Source organism: Neobacillus notoginsengisoli (genome assembly GCF_003515685.1).
GTDB lineage: Bacteria > Bacillota > Bacilli > Bacillales > Cytobacillaceae > Bacillus_D > Bacillus_D notoginsengisoli.
The window spans coordinates 1-20776 of sequence record NZ_QWEG01000004.1 but is presented as its reverse complement, the minus strand read 5'-3'; the positions used below and the strand labels follow the sequence as shown (position 1 = coordinate 20776).

Sequence of the window (20776 nt, the reverse complement as noted above, 5' to 3'; positions counted from 1 at the left end):
TGCTACATAAAATATTATTTCACCGAAATAGCCATCACATCATCAAAATATCTTGTCTTGTGATATCCATGCAACAGAATCCTTTTAGGAATGGCTTTCTCTTCAGAATTGCCACTTTGCAACTTCAGTGTATAAACGGTTGTAAAATAACGCGGCTGCTCAATTTTTTCAAAATTCATGATATCATTTGAATCATGTTCAACCCCGTTTTTATCAAACAGAACCCCTTCAGGATCTATCTCCATCGGAGTGGTACCTTCATCATAATCGCCTTCAACATCAAACCAAAGCGAATCAAATGCCCGATTATTAATTTCATGATTACTCATAACAAGAACGGTTGGCTTTCCAATTTCAAATTTTTCAATGGAAATCGTACTTCCTGCATATTCGAAGGTTTGGGGATAGCGCTTTGAAGCATCGAGTTCGACCGTTTTTTTGTCTTCTACTGTTATAACGGCAGATTCCAATTGAAGATTGACTTCTTTCGGCTTTATCTTAAAAAGCGGGTCAAAATGAGCCTGAAAAGTAATCCAACCCATTTTTTCTTCTATATAATTGTTTCCATACTTTTCAGCTTTCGCTTTTTTATTGTTTACTTCAAGGTTGTTGAAACTAAGATATTCGATTCGCTTATTCGGCAGTCCATTTTGAATGGAATATCGTAAAATCGTTGCCGTTGGCGCGATAATTAGTTTTTCTAATCGGACAGGGATGCCGTCGACTTCCGTCTCTTGGTCCAATGCATATTCGGAAAACGGCTGTTTTACCACAGGAATCTCAAATTTCCACTCAACCGTTTTACTTCCTGCCTCATCTAAAAAATAAACATTATGTAGGCTGGAAACATCACGGTTCACCTTCTGGAGCTTTGTGATCTTAAGCTGAATCGTTGCCTTTTCTTTTTTCAGAGGCGAGAGAGTAATTTTTCCACGATATACGTTCTTTTCCTTATTATTCGCCTCCGACTCAAGGTCAGGAGGATAAAACCTCGGATAATTATCACTCTTCATGATTTGATAATGGTTCTCTACTGCCGCCCCATTATCAAGGAAAATCATATATTGGTGTTCATCAGCTGTGTCCTCAATTTCATAAAAAATGAGCGTCTGAAACTCATCAGTAACCGCACTCTTGATTCTAATTTTTAGTCCTTCACTTTCCGCTTCCAGATTCAGCATTTTCCCCATACCTTGTCGCAGAAATCCTCGCAACTGCTCATCTTTTTCTGCATAAGCATAGTAAAGGCCTGTAAAAGAGCCTGTCAAAACCTCAAGGCTTATTAGTAATGTGAAAATACTTGCAAAAACAGTTGCCATTCTTATCCGCTTTTTACGCTTCAGCTGTCTAGTCTTTTCTCTTTCTGCCAGCCTGGCTCGGACGTTTGCCATGAAATTGGTCGGTACGTGAAAACCCTCAATACCTTCATCAAAATTTTTCATCGTTAGCATGACATCCTGAAAGGCAGCCAGATCATCCTGACAGTCCCGACAATGATAAATATGAATTTCGAAATCAACCTTTTCTGGCCGAGATAGGGTTCTTTCAAAGTAATCGATGTAATATTTATGATACTCTTTACAGCCATTTAAGCTTCGTTCGAATCCAAATCCCCTTTTAAGCGACTGAATTCCTGAAAACAAAAGCTGCTTGATCTTTTCCGTTGAGACGCGCAATAGTTTTGCTGCGTCCTCCAGGGAGATTCCTTTTAAGTAGGTAAGGACCACCGCTTCTTTCTCATCCTCTTTCAACTCATCAAGCGCTATAAATAAATCCTGCCTTGGTAAACCTTCTTCTTCAGCTTGGAAATTTTTAACTTTAGAAAGCTCCCGGCAGGTTTGAATAAAAATCGATGTCACCCACATTTCGAACGTTGTTTCTCTATTTATTTTGGGAAACTCTTTGTGCACTTTTAGAATAGCTCGGTAAAAAAGCTCTTCCATTTGCTGCTGATTCCGAAGATAAGACCAACCCAAGAAATAGAATGATTGGTTATGCTGATCGAACCAATTGGCGATGGAATCCACTTCTTTTCCACTTACCGGTATAAAGGAAATAGGATCTATTTTTGCCGGAATCATAAAGCGGTTCCCCCTTGAACACTCTCTTTATACCTAATCATATAAGCAAAACCAGTTAATGGCAATACTACCTGAACAAGGATTACACTGATTTTTACCGGTGATCCAAACCGAATAAAAAAGCCTTACGGAAGTTTAATAAATTTTGCAGCCCCCATACTAATAGCATGGGGGCTATAAGTTTGTTTTTAAGTAGTTGACTGAAATAGGGTTCTTACTAAATGCATCAATCATCCGTTCTCCCTTTTCTGTTGTGGATCTCACGTTCCAACCAATACTTCGCGAATCCAGCAGCTCATAGTTCAAGGAAAACTGAAATTAAGTTCTATTGTGTAGTCGATCAATTCTATATCAAGTCGTTGTCACGGGCTCTCGATCCTTTGTCTCTTTTTGGGTTGCTGAAACAAGAACAGAACCCAAAATGACGATTATTGTACCTATAATAAATTGCAAGCTAACAGAGGTACCAATAAACAAAATTTCAGTTAAGATCGCCCAAAAAACGTAAGTATTGTTAAGCGATTGTCCCCTGGCAGCACCGATAATATTAATTGATGAGTAGTATAAAGAATAATTCATGGCCCCTAATAAACCAGCTACCACGAGCAACCATACTACATGGGTTGATGAAACTTCAAATACTAAAGGATATCCTTTTACAAACGGTATAACTAATATGCCGAAACTCAGGGCTGAAATCATCTGTCTAATATTAATCGCAAATAGAGGAACAGCTTTTTTTCCCCTCATTCCCCATGCGCCGATTACCCCTTCAAGCCCCCAGAACAAAGCGGCACCAAATGCACACAATACTCCGATGAAAAAATGACCGCCTACGTCCATTTTCGATGGCACATAGGCTAATACGATTACTCCACAGATACTAAGAACTACGCCTAGCCAAGTTCTTGCGTTCATTTTTTCCTTTAAAAAAAAGAAAGCAAGCACAGCACCTATCCCAGGGAATATAGAAGCAATACTTGCAGCATATGTTACCCCTGCATATTGGATCCCTAGAAAGTAAAAGGTCATGGCTAAAGGTCCACCGCACACTGCTCCTAAAACTAAAATCGCTCCGCTCTTTGATTTGATCAGCTTTAATACGTTAATAAATTCACCTTTTATAATCATCAGCAAGGAAATCCAAAGTGCAGAGAAAAAGTCATGCATGAAAGCAGCTATAATTGGAGCAAGTGCAACAGCCTCCTTAAAAGGTGTACTTGCTATTATTACTCCTATGAGTACCGTATCTACTCCCCAGGCAATCGCTGAAGTTGCCCCTAGGCCTATACCTTTTCTAGTTTGTTTAATACTTTTTACATTCATCCATTCTACCTCTTCTCCATAATCATTTCACCGGAAGCCGGCTAAAATAAAGAATCAGCTTTATTTTCTGATGAATCATTTCACTCAACATTTAAAAGGATGAATGATGAGGATAGGAAAGAGAATGTGACCTTGCCACGCCCCGCTAGAAAAAAATAAACTAGCGCATAAAATCGTTCCATCACTTAGCCCCTCTTCGCAGTGGCCAGCAATGTATATTTAATTTGTCTATCAAGAATAAAGTTTATTCATTTCAGCAAAACAAAAAACTCAAATGCTTCCGAAAAGAGATCAGCACAGTCCTAACCAACATTCATATAGGACGAAAAAAAGTGTTTATATAAGTTAAATGAAGATAGGGAGGTGAAGGTCAACCACCTCAATCTAATTGTTGCGGATGGCCCTGCTCATTTTAATAGAAACTTATTTTGGTAGGACATACAAAACAACCGAGGAAATGGTTTTGCGGTTTTGTTTAATAATGAAGGTTGGGTGTAACTTTAAGGGGGTGGCAAAGGAGGCCGTCATCTAAAAACTTTCCATTCATCAGGAAAATAAAGATTAAAGTGAACTATAATAATCAATGTTTGATAGGGGAGAGGATTTGATGCAGAACCCTGAAAACAACTATATTATTTTACATTATTCTAACTTTTACGTCAAGTTCTTTTGGAACTAATTACTCTGTCACTTTTTGGATAATTTAGTTGATGAGCTTCTCTCAAAACGAATAGTCAAAAGCCAGGAGCCCATTTAATAAATAATTTTATCTATTGACAACGGTATTGCTCCATTGCTTTTGTAAATTGGAGCATTTTCTTTATTTGACAATATACATATAAGGTAAAGATAGGTCTTTCTCTTTTAAATAAAATGATTGGTACACTGTTAGAAATAAAGTGAGGGATGAGTAAATGACACTAAAAATGAACCCCCATAGAGACTATTATCTAAATGCCATACATTCTGCTTTAGAAAAAGGAATGGCCGCTAAAGAAGTGGTATGCTCCATTACTACAGGATTTCGATCTATTCCCTCCTTACGTACTGCTCCTGGCCTTAATCCATATCATGCTTCCGTAGCCGATATTGGATATGGATTCGATGCAGTACAAGGAACCACTCAACGTCTTCTTAAAGGGGAACGAATGCCTTTTGAAAAAGAGATGCTGGTGTTCGATCTTGATACATTGCGGATTAGCGAAAAACAATTAAGTCCTAATTTTGAACTGGCTGTTAAAGATGCATCTTCAGATGTGTCTTACTTGGTCGTGCAAAGTAGATATTTAAATAATCAAATCTCAACTTGGATTAAAGAAGCCAACAGACTGGGCCAAGAACTCCTTGGTCGCGACTGGGAAATCGTTCGCAAACGTATCGAGAACGTTCAAGCAATTCCGCGACTTTAAGAGGATTACATTGGAGGGAGAAAAATGCCTTATACACAAACGCTAGGTATGAGTGCGGATGATCAGCATCGTTTATTAGATTGGTGGAACGCAACTGAGTCAGGTAAAGTGATTGTACGGCATTTAGTCTCGTTAGTTAGTGAGCTGCGTTTAAACCCGGAATCGAGTCATGCTGATGGAATGGTTCTTTTTTATCGGGCAGTCTCTGAAATATCATACGGTTACGCTGGAATCCGGGGCTGTATTCGCCGGGCTTTTTCAGGAGAATACTCTAATGTCCTTCGGAAGAATATGGTCATGTGTCATAGCTTTGCCCACAAATATTCGGTCGATGCAAAAGTACTCCTTGAACGTGTCGCTAAGCAAATTACTGGTGAAAATGCTCTCCAATTAATAAGTCGTATACGTGAGACATTACGGAAAAATGATGAAATGTTAATTGAAATAGCCAATAAAGCCCGTGACTTCTTCGGAAAAGGAGCTCTACAGTCCTTACAAAATGAAGTAAAGCACTCATCGATTATACCCACTCAATGAGGGCTGTTACTTCTTTTTGTTTTGCATGCTTTTCTATATACAATTAACGCGGATACTAGATCTTTGTATGCGCGTTTCTATATCATGAGTAGATTCATCATTGCAATCGTTGCTTTACCAATCATATGATAATTCTTGATCATTGTATATTAATGGAAATTATCACCTACTCTCCTTACTTTATCAGATTTATGAACAATCATTGCTGAATTTACCAAAAATTTAAAAATAATAATACTTAACTTCAAGTACAAATTAAATCTCCCCTCAAAAAAGGGACTGAAAGATCCATGAACTAAATCCATAGAACTCCCAATCCTTTCCTTATTCCATAAAGTATTTATTGCATCACTGAATTTATTGCTAATTAACTCTTAACACGATGGAATAAACGGAAAATTTAGGACGGAATCAAAAGCAACGATCCTCACCAAGGAGATCGTTGCTTTTTTGGCAGTAACTGTTTTACGTTAAGTTTGGAGCCCAAAAAGTAACCGGACTTCGGCACCGATGCCGAACCAGGAAATCATCTCTCAATTTCACAATGCTTGTATCCTTGTTCAGTTGAAAAGACTTCATACCATTGATAATTTGGCGCCTTGAACCATTCGTAGGACGGTAGATAAACCATATATCGGACAGCCCCTTCGGCGTCATAGATTTTTTTGAATACTCTCACCTTTTTATATCCAAACTGTTGATCCAAATAGCCTTCCATTCCTTCTCTGGCCAAACTGTTCTCTTCTTCTCGTTTAAGCTTGTACAACTCCAAAAGGCCTTCAATAAATATTGCCAGCACAACCAGGGTAACAGGAATTAAAATAAAAACCAAAAACTTCAACAAAGAACCATCCCCTTCCATTTTATGATTCATTTCTGATTTTACCGTGGCCCGGAAGCGCACGATGTGATTCTTTCCACACTTTTCAAAAAAATTTCCCACTTTCGAACCGTTATTTTTTTGAGTCTACACACGAGCTTCATATTGTCTCCCTTTTATTGCACCTTCACAAAATCTTCACATTTTTCAAATTTAGGTGTGTCGTACGTCACAATTTCTTCCATTCAGCTATTTTAGAATGAAATTGCTAGAACAAAGGAGGGGGAAATTTGAAAAGGTCATTAGTAACATTTGTCATCTGTGTGTTTATCGGACTGGGCTTTGGTTATGTAGTTTTTGAAATCATTGGCGGGCAAAAGGATACTGCCGCCTCGCAAAACGAACAGACCTCACCTAAGGAGAATGAACAGCCAGAAACGAAAACTCCAAGCTCAGAACCTACAGAAGCCCCAACAGCATCAGCTGACACCGAAATTCTGTCAACGAAGGGCTGCCTAGGCTGCCATGCTGTGAACGGCCTGAAACTCCAGGGCAGCGCGACAGGCCCGGATTTATCCCAGGCCTATGAAAACGTTGAGGACAAACACGGAAAACCACTTGCAGAGTTTCTAAAAGAGCCGACGTCTGCGGTCATGTCCAGTGTCATTGCCGGAAGCCCGTTAAAGGACGAGGAAATCACAGAAATTGCCGACCTGCTGAAAAAGGCATCCGAAAAAAAATAGCTTAATAGATAATCCATACTTTCCCACAAAAACTTACCTAAAAGAGGTGAAGCATTCATGAAAAAATGGATCCCAGCAGCATCGGGGCTTCTCGCAGGATTCACGGCAGCAACACTATTTTTTGGCGACTTCTCGCAAAGCGTTAAAACAGAACGACAATCAGCCCATGCAAAAACAAACGCTGAAAAAGTATATGTTCCTTTTGGAGAAAAGGATGAATATTATTTATTTGCTTCAGGCGGCCACTCCGGCCAGATGTTCATCTATGGTGTTCCTTCAATGAGGCATATTCGGACCGTGCCTGTGTTTTCACAGGATTCCGCAACAGGCTATGGTTGGGACGATCACTCAAAGAAAATGCTCGGCGACTATACATGGGGCGATCTCCATCACCCGGCTTTCTCGGAAACAAACGGGGACTATGATGGAAAGTACATGTTTGCCACTGATGTCGGAAACAGCCGGGCTGCGGTCATGAATCTGGAAACGTTCACAGTTCGCGACATTATTAACGTGCCAAATACAAGCGGACCTCATTGTGCCGCATTTGTAACAGAAAATACAGAGTATATGTTCCTTCCGACACGGTTTGCTGTGCCAATCGGCAGCGAGTATGCCGAACTCGACGACTACAGCGAGAAATACCGCGGGGTTATGTCCGCCGTTACCTTTGATGAGAAAAAAGAAAAGCTGAATATCAGCTACCAGGTAGCCCTTCCGCCTTGGTCGTTCGACCTTTCCGACGCTGGCAAGAAGATATCGAAAGATTGGGCTGTCATGACGACCTACAATACTGAAGAAGCGACTACAAATCTAGAAATCAATGCCTCCCAGGCTGACCGTGACTATATTGTTCTTTTTAATTGGAGAGAGCTGGAGAAGATGGTCAAAGAAGGCAAGTACGATACAGTAACCGGCCAAAAAATGATTTTCCCTGAAAAACATAAAGGGGGCATTTATCTTGTTCCAGTTGCAAAGTCTCCTCACGGTGTTGACGTCACTCCAGACGGAAAATACTTTATTGCATCAGGCAAGCTTGCTCCTGCGATGACTGTGTTTTCTTTTGAAAAAGCATTTAAAGCCATTGAAAATAAGGACTTCAAGGGGGAACGCAATGGCCTGCCTGTCCTGAATTACGATTCGGTCATGGAACGTGAAGTGAATCCCGAAAATGCGCTTGGACCGCTTCATACCCAGTTCGATGATAAAGGTATGGCGTACACGACGATGTTCATTTCCTCCGAGATTGTAAAATGGGACCCAAATACAGGCGAAACCCTTGACCGTGTACCAGTCCAGTACTCGCCTGGCCATTCTGTTGCTGCGGAAGGCGATACTGTAGCACCTGATGGAAAATATATCATTGCCTTGAATAAGATTGCAAAAGACAGTTACCTGTCAGTCGGGCCTTCCCATCCTGAATCCATGCAACTAATCGACCTGTCCGGCAAAAAGATGGAAGTCATTCAATCTGCGCCAGTCAATCCCGAGCCGCACTACGCTCAAATGATAAAGGCTGACAAAATTAAAACGATATCCGTTTATCCAAAAGATGAAAAGAATAAGGATGCTGTCTATAAACAGGAAGACACGAAAATTGTCCGTAAAGGCAATGAAGTTCATGTGTACGGGATTGCGATGCGTTCCAAGTTTATCTTCGATGCAAAAGCAAAACGCCCTGACCAAATCGAAGTGAGCGAAGGTGATAAAGTCGTTATTCATCTGACCAATATCGACTTTGACCAGGATATTACCCATGGGTTTGCCATTAACAGCTATGACATGAATATAGAGGTGCAGCCTGGTCAAACCAGTACGATATCCTTTACGGCTGATAAGGCAGGAACCTTCCCGCTTTACTGCACAAACTTCTGCTCCGCGCTTCACCAGGAAATGACAGGGTACTTCCTTGTAAAGCCGAAACAGTAAGAGACCGGAACAATCAGCGGACGGTATCAGGCCAAAATCTGATACCTTTCGCTGTTTAATAGAAAGGTGATGCATAATGAAAAGGAAGAAACTGTCTCTTCTATCCTCCGCTCTTTTAATTGCGGCGGCTTCACTCATATTTCTTTCAGCATACTTTCCATGGTGGGGGATGAATTTTATTGCCCCGCAATACCCTGAAGGTTTGGATATTATTGTTTACCCTGACAAGTTGGAAGGGGAAATAGATATTGTCAACGGGTTGAACCACTACATTGGGATGGCCGAATTCAGTGAAGAAAATTTTCCTGAATTGTCCTATGTGAAGTATTTAATCTGGGGACTGGCAGGCATAACGTTGCTGACTGCGATTTTGCGAAAAAAAGCCATTTTATATGGCCTTATCACCCTGTTTGTGGTCGGCGGAAGTCTAGGCGTTTATGATTTGAACCGCTGGCTGAAGAACTTTGGCACCAATTTGAGCCCGACTGCCCCCATCACAATTGAACCGTTCATCCCGCCAATGATTGGAGAAAACAAACTTGCCAACTTTATTACAAATAGTTATCTGGACAACGGCACCTACCTTGTTCTTGCAGCATTTGTCCTGATTCTGATTCCTTTATGGAAGGACCGGAAAACATCATGATGAAAAAACTTCTCATTCTCTTCATATTCCTGTCATGTATCGCCTTGGGCCCTGAAAAGTCATTTGCTGCACCTGGCGATTTGCAGAGCAAAATTGATGCCCTTGAAGAGGGAGAAAGTTTGACTCTTGAAGGAATCACATACGAAGGAAACCTTGTCATAACGAACAGTATAAAGATCTCAGGAACAAAAGGCACAGTCATTAAAGGTGACGGCGATGGGAACGTTATTTCCATCAAGGCGCCGGGTGTCACAATCGCCAATCTTACAGTTACAAATGGAAGCATGGACCGGACAGCTCCGGAAGAATATGCGGGAATAAAAGTGTTCTCGAACGGCAACACAATTGAAAATGTCTATATCCATGATGTCTTTCATGGCATTTATTTGAGCAAGGCCTATCACAATACCTTGAAAAACAATCATATACTCGGGTTTGCGGACGGTGAAGTTGCCGGTCAAGGAAACGGAATCCAAGTCTATTACTCGAATGGGAATATGATAACCGGCAATACAATCGAAGGAAGCCGCGATGGAATGTACTTTGATTATTCCAATGGAAATACGATTCTAGACAATGAAATAAGCCGGACCCGCTATGGCCTTCATTATATGTACTCGCACTCAAACCGCTTCAGCGGAAATACATTCGCTTTCAATACAGGCGGCGCCGCACTTATGATGTCAAATGATATTAAACTTGCAAACAATCAATTTATTTTCAACTATGGCAACCGATCCTTCGGTGTTTTGCTGCAGCAGACCAATGATATTGTTATTGAAAACAATACGTTCTATCTAAATCAGCGGGGAATCTATTCCGACCAGGCTAACCGTACGACAGTCCGGGAAAACCGAATCGTCCAGAACCAAATTGGCGTTGAGCTTTGGGCCAGTTCCAGTCAACATATATTCACAGAAAACACAATTTCTGAAAATATCATCCCCGCAGTAACACTTGGCGGCCAAGGCGTGAATAACTTTTGGAACCTGGCCGATAGAGGCAATGATTGGGGCAGTTCCTTTCCGCTTGTCGACCTGGACCAAGACAGAACTGGGGATTTTCCAATAACCTACCGCTCATCTCTTTATGAATTGCTCGAAGACCAGGAACTAACCTATCTTTTTCTAAAGAGTCCGGCACTGAAAATCTATGAAAAGTTGAACAGCTTTCTAAACGGGGAAGAAGTGATGTTTGAGGATGCCCATCCCCTTGTTGGTAGCGGCGGAACCGCCAACCCTTCCCGGATTTTGATTACAGGGCTGTTCCTCATTGGCATCTTACTTTTTTCAAAAGGGAGATATCGGCTATGCATTATATTTGGAAAGAATGGAAGGAAACGATAAGAGGAAAAGGCCTATGGCTCTCTATGGCCGCCATTATTGCGGTTTCGGCAGGAATGCTGTTCACTTCCTCTCTTCCATTTGACCAGGGCTTTTACATCCTCCTGATTAACTTGTTTGATACATTGACTTATTTCATTCCGATTTTATGCCTGTTTACCGGTGCATTCAGTGTTTTTCAGGAAAAGGAACAGAAAACAATGGTCATGCTGCTGACAAAAAAAGATAGCTTTCCGTCGTTCCTGCTAAAAAAATCCCTGGCACTTCATACCGTTTTCCTGCTGCCGTTGGCTGGTTGGCTGTTTTTCTATCTCTCTCTACTAAAATTCAGCTATAGGATTGATTTTGCCGGCTACGGCATTTTTATTCTTTCGGTATTCACTATTGTCATTGTATTCATGCAACTTGGAGTTTTGGTGGGAAGCATCAGCCGGAATAGGATGCAGATTATCGGTTTCGCAATCCTGATTTGGTTCTATTTCTTTTTCCTCCACGATTTCTTGCTGCTGACATTTTTGCCAAACGTTACCCATGAAAACGTAAAGCTATTTTCAGCGGCCTACTTCCTGAATCCAATGCAAGCGGTTCGGATTTATTTGGAGACTGGGCTGGAAGTGTACTCATTCAGCCATATGTCAAGGCTTCTTCAATCGTTCATGTGGACGAAACCGGTCTATTTTTATCTGGGAAGCACAACATTCTGGCTGCTCGCTTCATTTCTTGGTGCCGTAGTGTTTCACCGCAAGGAGGGTGGAGAATGATTTCAATCGAGAACCTATCCCAGTCATTTGGAAAAAAGACAGTATTAAAAAATATTCATCTAAATATCAATCGAAATGAGGTCTGTGCCCTTGTCGGCCGCAATGGCGCCGGGAAGTCGACACTTTTAAACAGCATGCTCGGGCAGCTTCCGGTCAGCGAAGGAAGGGTCCTGATCAATGGCAAAGAGGTAACCCAAAAGAACAAGGAATGGAAGAAATCCGTATCTTATCTACCGGAAAAATTTCTTCTCTACCCGTCACTGACTGGTGCCGAGAACATGGCCTTCTTTTCCGAAGCAATCAGCGGAAAAACGGATGAATCAAGGATGGAGGAAATGCTAAGGTCTGTAAGCCTGTGGGATGACAGGGACAAGCAAGTGAAAAATTACTCAAAAGGAATGCTTCAGCGCCTTGGGCTTGCAATCACGCTTTACCCTGATGCTGATTTGCTCATTCTGGATGAACCGACAAGCGGCATCGATCCGATTGGCCGGAAGGAAATCCTTGAAGTCATCAAATCACTGACAGGTAAAACAATCTTCCTGTCCTCCCACCATATTGATGAAATTAGACAGGTTTGTACACATGTTGCCTATCTTGAAGACGGAATCATGGAAAAATATTTAGTGGACGAATTTTTGGAGAAGAAAAAGCTGGGAGGCATGGAGGAATGAGAAAAAAACGGATTGGACTGTTGTTGTTCCTGGCCGTCGTGCTGCTTGCAGGCTGCTCAGGGAGTCCTGACTATAAAGTTGAAATAAAAGAGCAAATTTACACCTTAAAAGATAAGCCTTCACAGATTGCAATAAATGTTATGGAAGACGGGGAACCCGTGTCAGGCTTAAAAATTACGGGCGAACTGACAATGGTGGATATGGACCACGGGACAATGAAAGCCGAATTTGCCGAAAATGAAAAAGGAACGTATAAAGCTGAGACTGTCCTTCCGATGGCCGGTAAATACGAAATGGCTTTAACGATCAATCATGACGGAGATAAAACGGAAAAAATCGTCGAGTTTGACGTAAAAAAAAATGAAGGCGTTGCCTTAATCAACGGTGAATGGGTTACAGACGAGGATATTAAGTTTTACACATTTATCAATAAACTTCACACCGCAATCAACCGTGAACAGGACAAGGAAAAATATAGCGGAAAAGAGCTTGAAGAGGCTCTAGCCTACTGGGATGCCCAGGATAAGATCAATGAAGACAAAAACCAGCTCCTCACCCAGATTATCAGGCTCCGTTCCGTGGCCATGCTTGCCAAGGAAAAAGGCCATAGCGCTAGTCAAGTGGAAGTGGAAAGGCAGCTTGATGACATCAAAAAGCAATACAGCCAATTCGATATTGCCCCTAAAATGATTGCAGATTTTGGTGAAGAGCAGTTCTGGGCAAAAGAACGTTCACAATATGAGATGATTGTCTTGACCCAGAAGGTGCAGCAAGATTTAATCGAAAGAGCGAAAAAGGAAAATCCAAAGGCAGGCGAACAGGAAATCCAGTACATCGCCCAAATGGAATATGAGGAATTGCTTGTTTCACAAGTGAATTCCCTTGACATTGTCATATTATAACTCTTTGAATGTTTTTTAGAAGAAACAGAAAGGCAACAGCGCGTTGCCTTTTTATGTGATTAAATCGTGTTTTTATCTTTTAAAACAAGTTTCGCAACACACTCAACATGGACGGTATGAGGGAAAAGATCAACCGGCTGGACAACTTCCAGGACATATCCGAACTGCTCAAGCTCCTTAATATCGGTAGCGAACGTATCTACATTGCAGGATACGTATACAATTCGTTCCGGCTTGGCGCGCCCGATTCTCCTCATTACTTTTCCGCCTGCACCTGACCTTGGAGGGTCAAGCAGCAGCAGTTCTGGTTTTCCGAAGCTCTCGAGGATTTCATCAATTCCTTTTCTCGCATCCTTCGCAAGGAAAGTTGTATTGTCAATCCCATTATCCGTTGCATTGCGTTTCGCTGATTCAATGGACGTCTCAACGATTTCAATGCCTGCCAACTCCCCTACCCTGTTTGCAAATGGCAGAGAAAATGTGCCAACACCACAGAAAAGATCGATCATTTTCTCAGTCTTTTTCGGCTCGCCCATTTCTATTGCAAGCTCGACCAACTTTTGAGCCTGGGTCGGATTTGTTTGGAAAAAGGTATCAAACCAAAGGCGAAACCGGTAGCCATCCATTTCATCATAAATGAAATCCCTTCCTGCAAGGACATGAGTATTTTGTGATTGAGTACGGTCTGCCCAATCTGTGTTTTCAAGCCACAACAAGCTTTTCACTTGAGGGAATGCCGTAGTGATCCGTTCCACCAAATCATCAGCCGCTTCTTGATGGGCAGCCGGTCCTTCAGTTGCAAACAAGGCAAGCATGATTTCCCCAGTTGCAAACGATTGCCGTACCATCAAGTGCCGCAGCAGCCCTTCGTGTAAGTCTTTGTTATAGCCGCTCAATTGATGGCTTTTCGCCCAAGCGGCCACTTCCATTGAAGCCGCAACCATCTCCTTGCCAGCAATCAAACACGTTTCCAATGATATGATTTTACGGAAATTCCCTTGCTCATGCAGGCCAAGCGTTCCATCGGGAGCAAACGTAAACTCCATTTTATTGCGATAATGCCAAGGATTATCCATGCCAATCGTATCGAGAACCAAATTCGGGTCGAAACCTTGTGATTCTACAGCTTGCCTCACATGGTTTGTTTTTTGTTTCACCTGTCCTTCATATTGCCAATGCTGCCACACACAGCCGCCACATTTTTCAAAATGGGGGCAAGGTGGAGCCGTTCTTTCAGGGTGGGCCTCCAAAATTTCATTAGGAAGCGCCCTCCACCGTCTTTTTTCAGGTCTGTCCACCGTTACACTCACTTTTTCACCCGGGAGAGTTTGCGGGATGGTCAGCTTCAACTTTTTCAGATTGCCATGTTCGTTTTCACGCCAAATCGCAGCCTGGCCAGAACCCTTCTCATCCAACCGGTGGATATCGGCAACCATTGTTTCTGCACTTGTTGTTGTCAATGAAGTTTCCTCCCCTTGTTAGTAATACAACATCTATAGTAAAAGGTCTTTAAGGTCTATTAATTGTCCACACACCTTACCTAGTATAAAGGACAAAGCATGATTAGAAAACACCTAGTAGATTTTAACATATATCATAAATAAAAGCGCCCCTATCCCGGATTGCGTTCTTTTACCAAATAAAAAACAAAGGTGCCTGCTCCCGACTCACGAACAAACGGGCAGCAAGGCACCTTCTATCCTGAAGGGACTATTTACTATTCTGTTGGATGTTTGTATATGTAATTTCGATATTCCCAGGGAGGACAAATAGGTAATCAATTAAGTTCTCAAGAAGGTCCATTAAATGGGCGGCCGTTTCATCATCAAGTTCCTTTTCCAGCTCCAAAATTTCATAAAAAGGATTTTCAGGACGAAGAAGCAGGTCAAGATAACGGATGGGCTTCACTAAATCCAAATTCTCTACAATTTGTTCCGATTGTTCAGACAGTGGCTGCCCATTCCCTTTGGCTCCTGCAAAATGCTTATAAATGCTTTCAATTACACGTTTTGACATGACCGCTGTCGCAGCATTGTCCTTCCACTGATAAATATTTAAAGCTGAGCGGTAGGCCCGGACCAAATCGGGTGGGATGTCTGGTAATTGTTCCAGCTGATTTATTGGCTGTTTGGAAGAGTGAGGGTCATAGATATAAACATCTATTGGATTTCCTGTATCATCTGGAACACCTTTTAAAATCATCACAAAGGTTGAATCCTTTTTACACGATGAACAGGTTCCTTCAGTCAGGAACCCATTTTTGCTTTTCTGATAGTTGGCCTTAAGGGAAAAACTGCTTGTTTTCCGGCAAGTGGGACAAGATGTTTGAATAGTATTCGGAACTTTCGTATGTCCATAATGGCTATAAGAGACAATAGAACTTTTCCTAATTCTTCTCATATGACCCTCCAGTTTTCATCATCTTATACTAAAACAAAGAATATTTCGTCTATTATTATCATTATATTCCTTTGCCGGCATAAGATAAATGCATAAAAAGGTACATTTTGTAGATAATCAAATTTTTTGTTACCAATTTTATGTTTCTACGGACAGCGGGCTTTTTGAGTTCCATAAGAAAAAACCACCTATATTAAAATAGATGGCTTCCTTTTACACGTTATGATTTTGTTTGACCAATCCTTTTGTAGACATACTAACTAGCACAAATACCAACAGTGAAACAACAATAGGGATGGTGACACTGTTCATGCCAAATGCATTGCTATGGAAGTGATAAATATAAATATACGAAACAAGTCCGACAATCATAGAGGCAAGAGCCCCGTATTTATTCGCGCCTTTCCAATAAAGGCCCAATACGACATTCCATAAAAATGCCGATTCAAGCCCGCCAAACGCAAATAAATTTAACCAAATTAATAAATTTGGCGGATTTAATGCGAATACCACCACGGCAATTCCGACAACTGTCGTTACAATGAAGCTAATCCGCTTTATTTCAGAATCCTTAGCACCTGGTTTTATAAAACCTAAATACACATCTTTTACAACTGTTGAGCTTACTAAAATCAATAGGGCATTCACGGTAGACATAATGGCCGCCATCGGAGCAGCTAATACAACCCCGGCAAGAATTGGCGGAAGTATTTCAAGCGTTAATGTTGGCATCACTTTATCGCCAATTTCAATTCCCGGCATGACAGCCCGTCCGAATGCGCCTATCAAATGCATCCCGAACATAATGGTTCCAATCCCAATCGTCCCAATAATTATCGCACGATGCATCCCCTTGGAATCTTTATAACTCATCGCACGGACTGCGATTTGCGGCAAGCCGATCACGCCGATCCCGATTAAAATCCAGAATGTCGATACATATAGCGGCGAAAGGCTTCGATCCGCGCCATACGGTGATATGAGATTTGGATTTTCCGCAACAAGCTCCGCCATTATAGCGGAAACCCCGCCTCCTTCTATAATAACCGCCGCAAGCAGGATGACCGTTCCGATAATCATCACTGACCCTTGCAGCGCATCAGTTAAGGCAACGGCCGCAAAGCCTCCAACAATGACATATACGAGCACTGCTACTGCAAAAATAAGCAATGCCCCACGATAGGATAACCCAGTTAATGACTCAATTAACCTTGCCCCGCCTACCCATTGAGCTGTCATTGATGCGAACAGAAATACAAAGATCGCAACTGCGGATAGTAGCACAATCGCATTAGACTTGTAACGAGCCTTCAGGAAATCGATTAAGGTGATTGCCTCATATCTACGCGAGATAATCGCGAACTTTTTTCCCAAAATCATTAAGACGAAATAGCCCGCCGGCAATTGAGCCATCGCCAGAAGCACCCAGCCAAGGCCAGCCTGATAGGCAACGCCAGGACCGCCAATAAAGCTTGACGCGCTGCCATATGTGGCCATCATCGTCATCGCGAGTATGAAGCCGCCCATTTCTCTTCCGCCAAGGAAATAATCCGATAAAAACGAATTGGAGCGCCGAACGTGGGCATTAGCCCAAAAGCCAATATAAAAAATAGCAACAAGAAATAGTGCAAGAGGAATAATTACTTGCCAGTGCATTCTTCATCTTCCTCATCAAGTGAAACTTCGGTAAAAAAGAATTTCAAGACCATTATAATTAAAACAATCATGAAAATCGTCCCGGCAATACAGCTGTAAAAAAACCATGCCGGAAAACCAAGTATGTACGTATAGGTTTTCGGATCCTTGTTTCCGAGGCCATAAGCAAAACCATACCAAATCGCAAAGTTAAGCAACACAAGAGCAACACCCATCAGCGCTTCCCGGTGTGCTATTTTAAAGCGTTTATCCTCCATAAATTAACCCTTCCACTTCTAAGAAATTAGGAAGGCAACTAACCCTTATGGGAGTTGCCTATTAAAAAGAGCATCTCGGGTCCCTTTTTCATTCTGAACTAGATTATACATCATTCTAACTGGACATGCGATGGCTTACACTAGGAGTCTGCTCCCAGACTCAAATCGCGTCGAATTTTAGTTAATCAAACGTTTGATTAATTCAGCCTGAAGCATTGATACGACTGGATTTTGAGATGTCGAAAGTAAACTAGTGAAATCCGAACCACAGGGTGAGGAAAATTGGGATGCCAATGTAGGTTACTCTTATGATTTTTCCGAAAAAGTAGCCAACGTTGCATGAAGAATAGGTGGAAATGATGAAAAAGCTAACGACGGCATCATTCCTGAAATTTATATTTTTGTATTGTTATTCATTTCCCAAACTTCTTTCATTCTCGTTTTTTACAATTCTTTTATATTGAATATTGATTTTTAAATTCGAAAATCTCGTCAACAGCTTGGTGGTATCCACCGGATTTTTGAAAGGATTCCCTACTAGTTTCAGCAGCTTCACGGAAAGACGGGTTGTTTAGCACATGCTCCGCGGCTTCATAAAGCTGCTTTGCGGTCAAGCTTTGCATTTGTAATTTTATACCCGCACCGATGTTAACAACTTGACTGGCAATGAACGGCTGATCCGCACTTTGAGGGATGATTATGAGCGGAACCCCGCTATAGAGAGCTTCTTGGGTACTGTTCATTCCACCATGAGTAACAAATAATTTAGAGTCTTTCAACACTTCAAGTTGTGGGACATAATTTTTCACAATGAAGTTTTCGGGAATTTCCCCTAAATCAACCAGCCGGGTTTGGCTGCCAATCGACATCACCACAGTGTGATTGCTATTTCCAAATGCTTCAAAGCAAAGTTTATAAAAATCAATATCCCGATTAAAAACGGTACCGAGCGAAATGTAAAGGGGACTTTTTTCTTTTATAGCAGCTATCGCAATGGCATCCTGCTCTAATCGTGAAGATATCGACGGGCCTACAAATTTATAAGTTTGATCAAATGTTTCTCCTAAAGGCTGAAACTCCCTGGTTGTATACACAATTGTGAGCTGTGCAGGATTGCAAAAAACCTCGAAGGGCGAATGAATCTTTACACCGTATTTCTCAAATACCCTTCCCGTGAGGCTTTGAAATTCATCGTATATAGGTTTAAGAATCTCTGCAGGTATTTTATTAGAATGCTGTTCCAATGTTTTATCAAAAGAAGCTTTTGTCTGCGCAAAAGATGTACAAGAATTGATTGCCGGAAGCTTCAAGATTTGAGCCAATAAACGTCCACAGCCAAACATGGAATCGTGGATGATATAATCAAAGTGCTCTCCTCTGATCTGTTCAAGAATGGCAGGTATGACTACATCTGCCGTATGTAAAAGACCGTTAACTCTTTCTAGTAAATGGTTTCTACCACCTGAAATAAAGGCTTTTATAAACTTCTGACCGTCAATGGTTCTCACCATAGCTCCCATCTTCTCTATCCGTTCCCGGAATTCTTCAACTGTAAAATACACCACCTCTTCTCCACGAGAAATAAGCTCTTCAACAACTCCAATAGTTGGATTGATATGTCCTTCTGATCCAACATTGATAAACAAAACACGTGCCATATAACTACCCCCCATTTTTCATATATTCTTTCCATTAAAGAGTTAAAAGTATAAAGAATATTCCTTGGAGATCTTTTCTGTTTCCCTTATATTAACCCGCTACCGCTTCCTCGTGAGCCATATCATAAAATACTCCGGATTTCTTACTAATTAGTGGAATCTAAAAAGTTATTTTTTAAAAAAGCATAACATGCAAACAACTCCTCAGTTCAAAAAAATAAACAGAAACCTTTAAGGTCCTGTTTATTTTAAAACCAAATTTGTAGTCACTTAATTGGATACTTCTACTGTTCCCCAATTGCATCCAGATTCTTTGACTCAAAATCATCGAGCAATGCACGCGCTTCATCTGTTGACTCTGCGTTCATTAATTGATTTCTTAGTTCACTTGCCCCTCGGAATCCTTTTACATAAATCTTAAAAAAGCGTTGAAGAGCCTTGAATGAACGCAGTTGTAAACTTGAATACTTATCATTGAGATCCAGATGCAGCCTTAAGAGATCAAGCAATTCCTTACTGCTGTGCTCTTTCGGCTCTTTTTCAAAAGCAAATGGATTTTTAAAAATTCCACGCCCGATCATTACCCCATCAACGCCATATTGATGGGCGAGCTCCAAGCCTGTTTGGCGGTCTAGGATATCCCCATTGATCGTCAAAAGTGTATTTGGTGCAATCTGGTCACGTAGTTTCTTAATCTCCGGAATCAGCTCCCAATGAGCAGGTACTTTACTCATTTCCTCTCTTGTACGCAGGTGAATGGAGAGATTCGCAATGTCTTGTTTCAATATGTGTGTCAGCCAGTCCTGCCACTCGCCTATCTCTGTATAACCAAGCCTGGTCTTTACACTTACAGGTAATCCTCCTGCTTTTGCGGCCTGTATTAAATCTGCAGCAACTTCCGGACGAAGGATAAGCCCGCTTCCTTTCCCGTGATCTGCCACATTAGGTACAGGACAGCCCATGTTGATATCGATACCCTTAAATCCTAACTCGGCCATCCCAATACTCATTTGCCGAAAGTTTTCAGGCTTATCGCCCCATATATGGGCGACAATTGGCTGTTCATCCTCCGTAAAACTCAAACGCCCACGCACACTCTTGATCCCCTCTGGGTGACAATAACTTTCACTGTTTGTAAACTCCGTAAAAAACACATCAGGTCTCGCTGCCGCGCTTACGACATGGCGAAAAACAACATCCGTCACATCTTCCATTGGTGCAAGTATAAAAAATGGCCGTGGTAGATCACGCCAAAAATTTTCTTTCATCTTTCATGTCAATTCCTTTCACTATGGGATACCAAGCCAGCCTTTATCCCAAACTTAAAAGCGAGATTCCCATGCTTCTTCTACACTTATACCATTTTTGAACACTTTTTATCAAACTGATTTGAATGTTTACATTAACAACTAAAGTAGTTCCGTCGTGAAAGTCCACCACACTACTACGCGATTCCACTAATAAAGGTAAAATTTTGCCAATAAGAAAATTAGAGTAACACTTTATTGTAGAGTAGAAAACAGGAATTAGACTTTGCCCTTCTTGTCCTCGGGTTTCAGGGTGTTCCACCTTACTAAGCCAGACAAGTGGGCAAGTCCTTTTCCTGTTCCCCCTCATCAAACCGTACGTGAGGT

General features: G+C 41.5%; 18 protein-coding genes. 9 read left to right on the top strand and 9 right to left on the bottom strand.

Annotation, left to right across the window (positions count from 1 at the left end):
* Positions 1-14 precede the first annotated feature (14 nt).
* Positions 15-2081 carry a sigma-70 family RNA polymerase sigma factor gene (locus D1B31_RS06790; RefSeq protein WP_118920015.1) on the bottom strand — a complete coding sequence of 689 codons (2067 nt, stop codon included), beginning with the start codon at positions 2079-2081 and terminating at the stop codon, positions 15-17.
* A gap of 351 nt (positions 2082-2432) precedes the next feature.
* On the bottom strand, positions 2433-3407 hold the full coding sequence (locus D1B31_RS06785; protein ID WP_118920014.1) for a DMT family transporter: 975 nt from the start codon (positions 3405-3407) through the stop codon (positions 2433-2435).
* Between the two features lie 914 nt (positions 3408-4321).
* Between D1B31_RS06785 and D1B31_RS06780 the strand changes: the two genes are divergently transcribed.
* Together D1B31_RS06780 and D1B31_RS06775 are read left to right on the top strand one after the other, a co-directional pair.
* Entirely contained in the window at positions 4322-4816 is a 495-nt protein-coding gene (locus D1B31_RS06780; RefSeq protein WP_240035200.1) for a hypothetical protein, read from the top strand.
* Positions 4817-4840: 24 nt separating this feature from the next.
* Positions 4841-5353: a hypothetical protein gene (locus D1B31_RS06775; protein ID WP_118920013.1), complete on the top strand. Its 513-nt coding sequence runs from the start codon at positions 4841-4843 to the stop codon at positions 5351-5353.
* A 526-nt stretch (positions 5354-5879) separates the two neighbouring features.
* Here D1B31_RS06775 and D1B31_RS06770 read toward each other — a convergent pair.
* Positions 5880-6197, bottom strand: a complete 318-nt coding sequence (locus D1B31_RS06770; RefSeq protein WP_142922571.1) for a hypothetical protein — start codon at positions 6195-6197, stop codon at positions 5880-5882.
* Positions 6198-6463: 266 nt separating this feature from the next.
* On the opposite strand from D1B31_RS06770, the gene D1B31_RS06765 reads away from it, so the two are divergent.
* The 7 genes from D1B31_RS06765 to D1B31_RS06735 all read left to right on the top strand — a co-directional run bounded on the left by D1B31_RS06765 (position 6464) and on the right by D1B31_RS06735 (position 13171).
* Positions 6464-6916: a c-type cytochrome gene (locus D1B31_RS06765; RefSeq protein WP_118920011.1), complete on the top strand. Its 453-nt coding sequence runs from the start codon at positions 6464-6466 to the stop codon at positions 6914-6916.
* Positions 6917-6973: 57 nt separating this feature from the next.
* On the top strand, positions 6974-8845 hold the full coding sequence (gene nosZ, locus D1B31_RS06760) for a Sec-dependent nitrous-oxide reductase (protein ID WP_118920010.1): 1872 nt from the start codon (positions 6974-6976) through the stop codon (positions 8843-8845).
* 76 nt (positions 8846-8921) lie between these two features.
* On the top strand, positions 8922-9491 hold the full coding sequence (locus tag D1B31_RS06755; protein ID WP_118920009.1) for a hypothetical protein: 570 nt from the start codon (positions 8922-8924) through the stop codon (positions 9489-9491).
* Entirely contained in the window at positions 9488-10837 is a 1350-nt protein-coding gene (gene nosD / locus D1B31_RS06750) for a nitrous oxide reductase family maturation protein NosD (protein WP_158587482.1), read from the top strand. The genes D1B31_RS06755 and nosD overlap by 4 nt, the downstream gene beginning before the upstream one ends.
* Positions 10801-11595, top strand: coding sequence for an ABC transporter permease (locus tag D1B31_RS06745; RefSeq protein ID WP_118920007.1), 795 nt, complete (start codon positions 10801-10803; stop codon positions 11593-11595). The genes nosD and D1B31_RS06745 overlap by 37 nt, the downstream gene beginning before the upstream one ends.
* A complete protein-coding gene (locus D1B31_RS06740) occupies positions 11592-12269 on the top strand; it encodes an ABC transporter ATP-binding protein (protein ID WP_118920006.1) in 678 nt (225 codons plus the stop codon). Before D1B31_RS06745 ends, D1B31_RS06740 begins: the two co-directional genes overlap by 4 nt.
* Positions 12266-13171: a FixH family protein gene (locus D1B31_RS06735; protein WP_118920005.1), complete on the top strand. Its 906-nt coding sequence runs from the start codon at positions 12266-12268 to the stop codon at positions 13169-13171. The genes D1B31_RS06740 and D1B31_RS06735 overlap by 4 nt, the downstream gene beginning before the upstream one ends.
* A 59-nt stretch (positions 13172-13230) precedes the next feature.
* Here the strand turns inward: D1B31_RS06735 and rlmD are convergent, their stop codons facing one another.
* From rlmD to D1B31_RS06705, 6 genes are all read right to left on the bottom strand, one after another.
* Positions 13231-14607 (bottom strand): 23S rRNA (uracil(1939)-C(5))-methyltransferase RlmD, encoded by a 1377-nt coding sequence (rlmD, locus tag D1B31_RS06730; RefSeq protein WP_118920313.1) that lies wholly within the window; start codon positions 14605-14607, stop codon positions 13231-13233.
* 274 nt (positions 14608-14881) lie between these two features.
* On the bottom strand, positions 14882-15571 hold the full coding sequence (locus D1B31_RS06725) for a hypothetical protein (RefSeq protein ID WP_118920004.1): 690 nt from the start codon (positions 15569-15571) through the stop codon (positions 14882-14884).
* A 213-nt stretch (positions 15572-15784) separates the two neighbouring features.
* Positions 15785-17227 carry a sodium/pantothenate symporter gene (gene panF, locus D1B31_RS06720; protein WP_118920003.1) on the bottom strand — a complete coding sequence of 481 codons (1443 nt, stop codon included), beginning with the start codon at positions 17225-17227 and terminating at the stop codon, positions 15785-15787.
* On the bottom strand, positions 17212-17484 hold the full coding sequence (locus D1B31_RS06715) for a YhdT family protein (RefSeq protein WP_118920002.1): 273 nt from the start codon (positions 17482-17484) through the stop codon (positions 17212-17214). Before D1B31_RS06715 ends, panF begins: the two co-directional genes overlap by 16 nt.
* 455 nt (positions 17485-17939) lie before the next feature.
* A complete protein-coding gene (locus tag D1B31_RS06710) occupies positions 17940-19142 on the bottom strand; it encodes a macrolide family glycosyltransferase (RefSeq protein WP_118920001.1) in 1203 nt (400 codons plus the stop codon).
* A 284-nt stretch (positions 19143-19426) separates the two neighbouring features.
* The gene (locus D1B31_RS06705; RefSeq protein WP_118920000.1) at positions 19427-20410 is read right to left on the bottom strand and encodes a tRNA dihydrouridine synthase; all 984 of its coding nucleotides are present in this window, start codon (positions 20408-20410) and stop codon (positions 19427-19429) included.
* Positions 20411-20776: the final 366 nt, after the last annotated feature.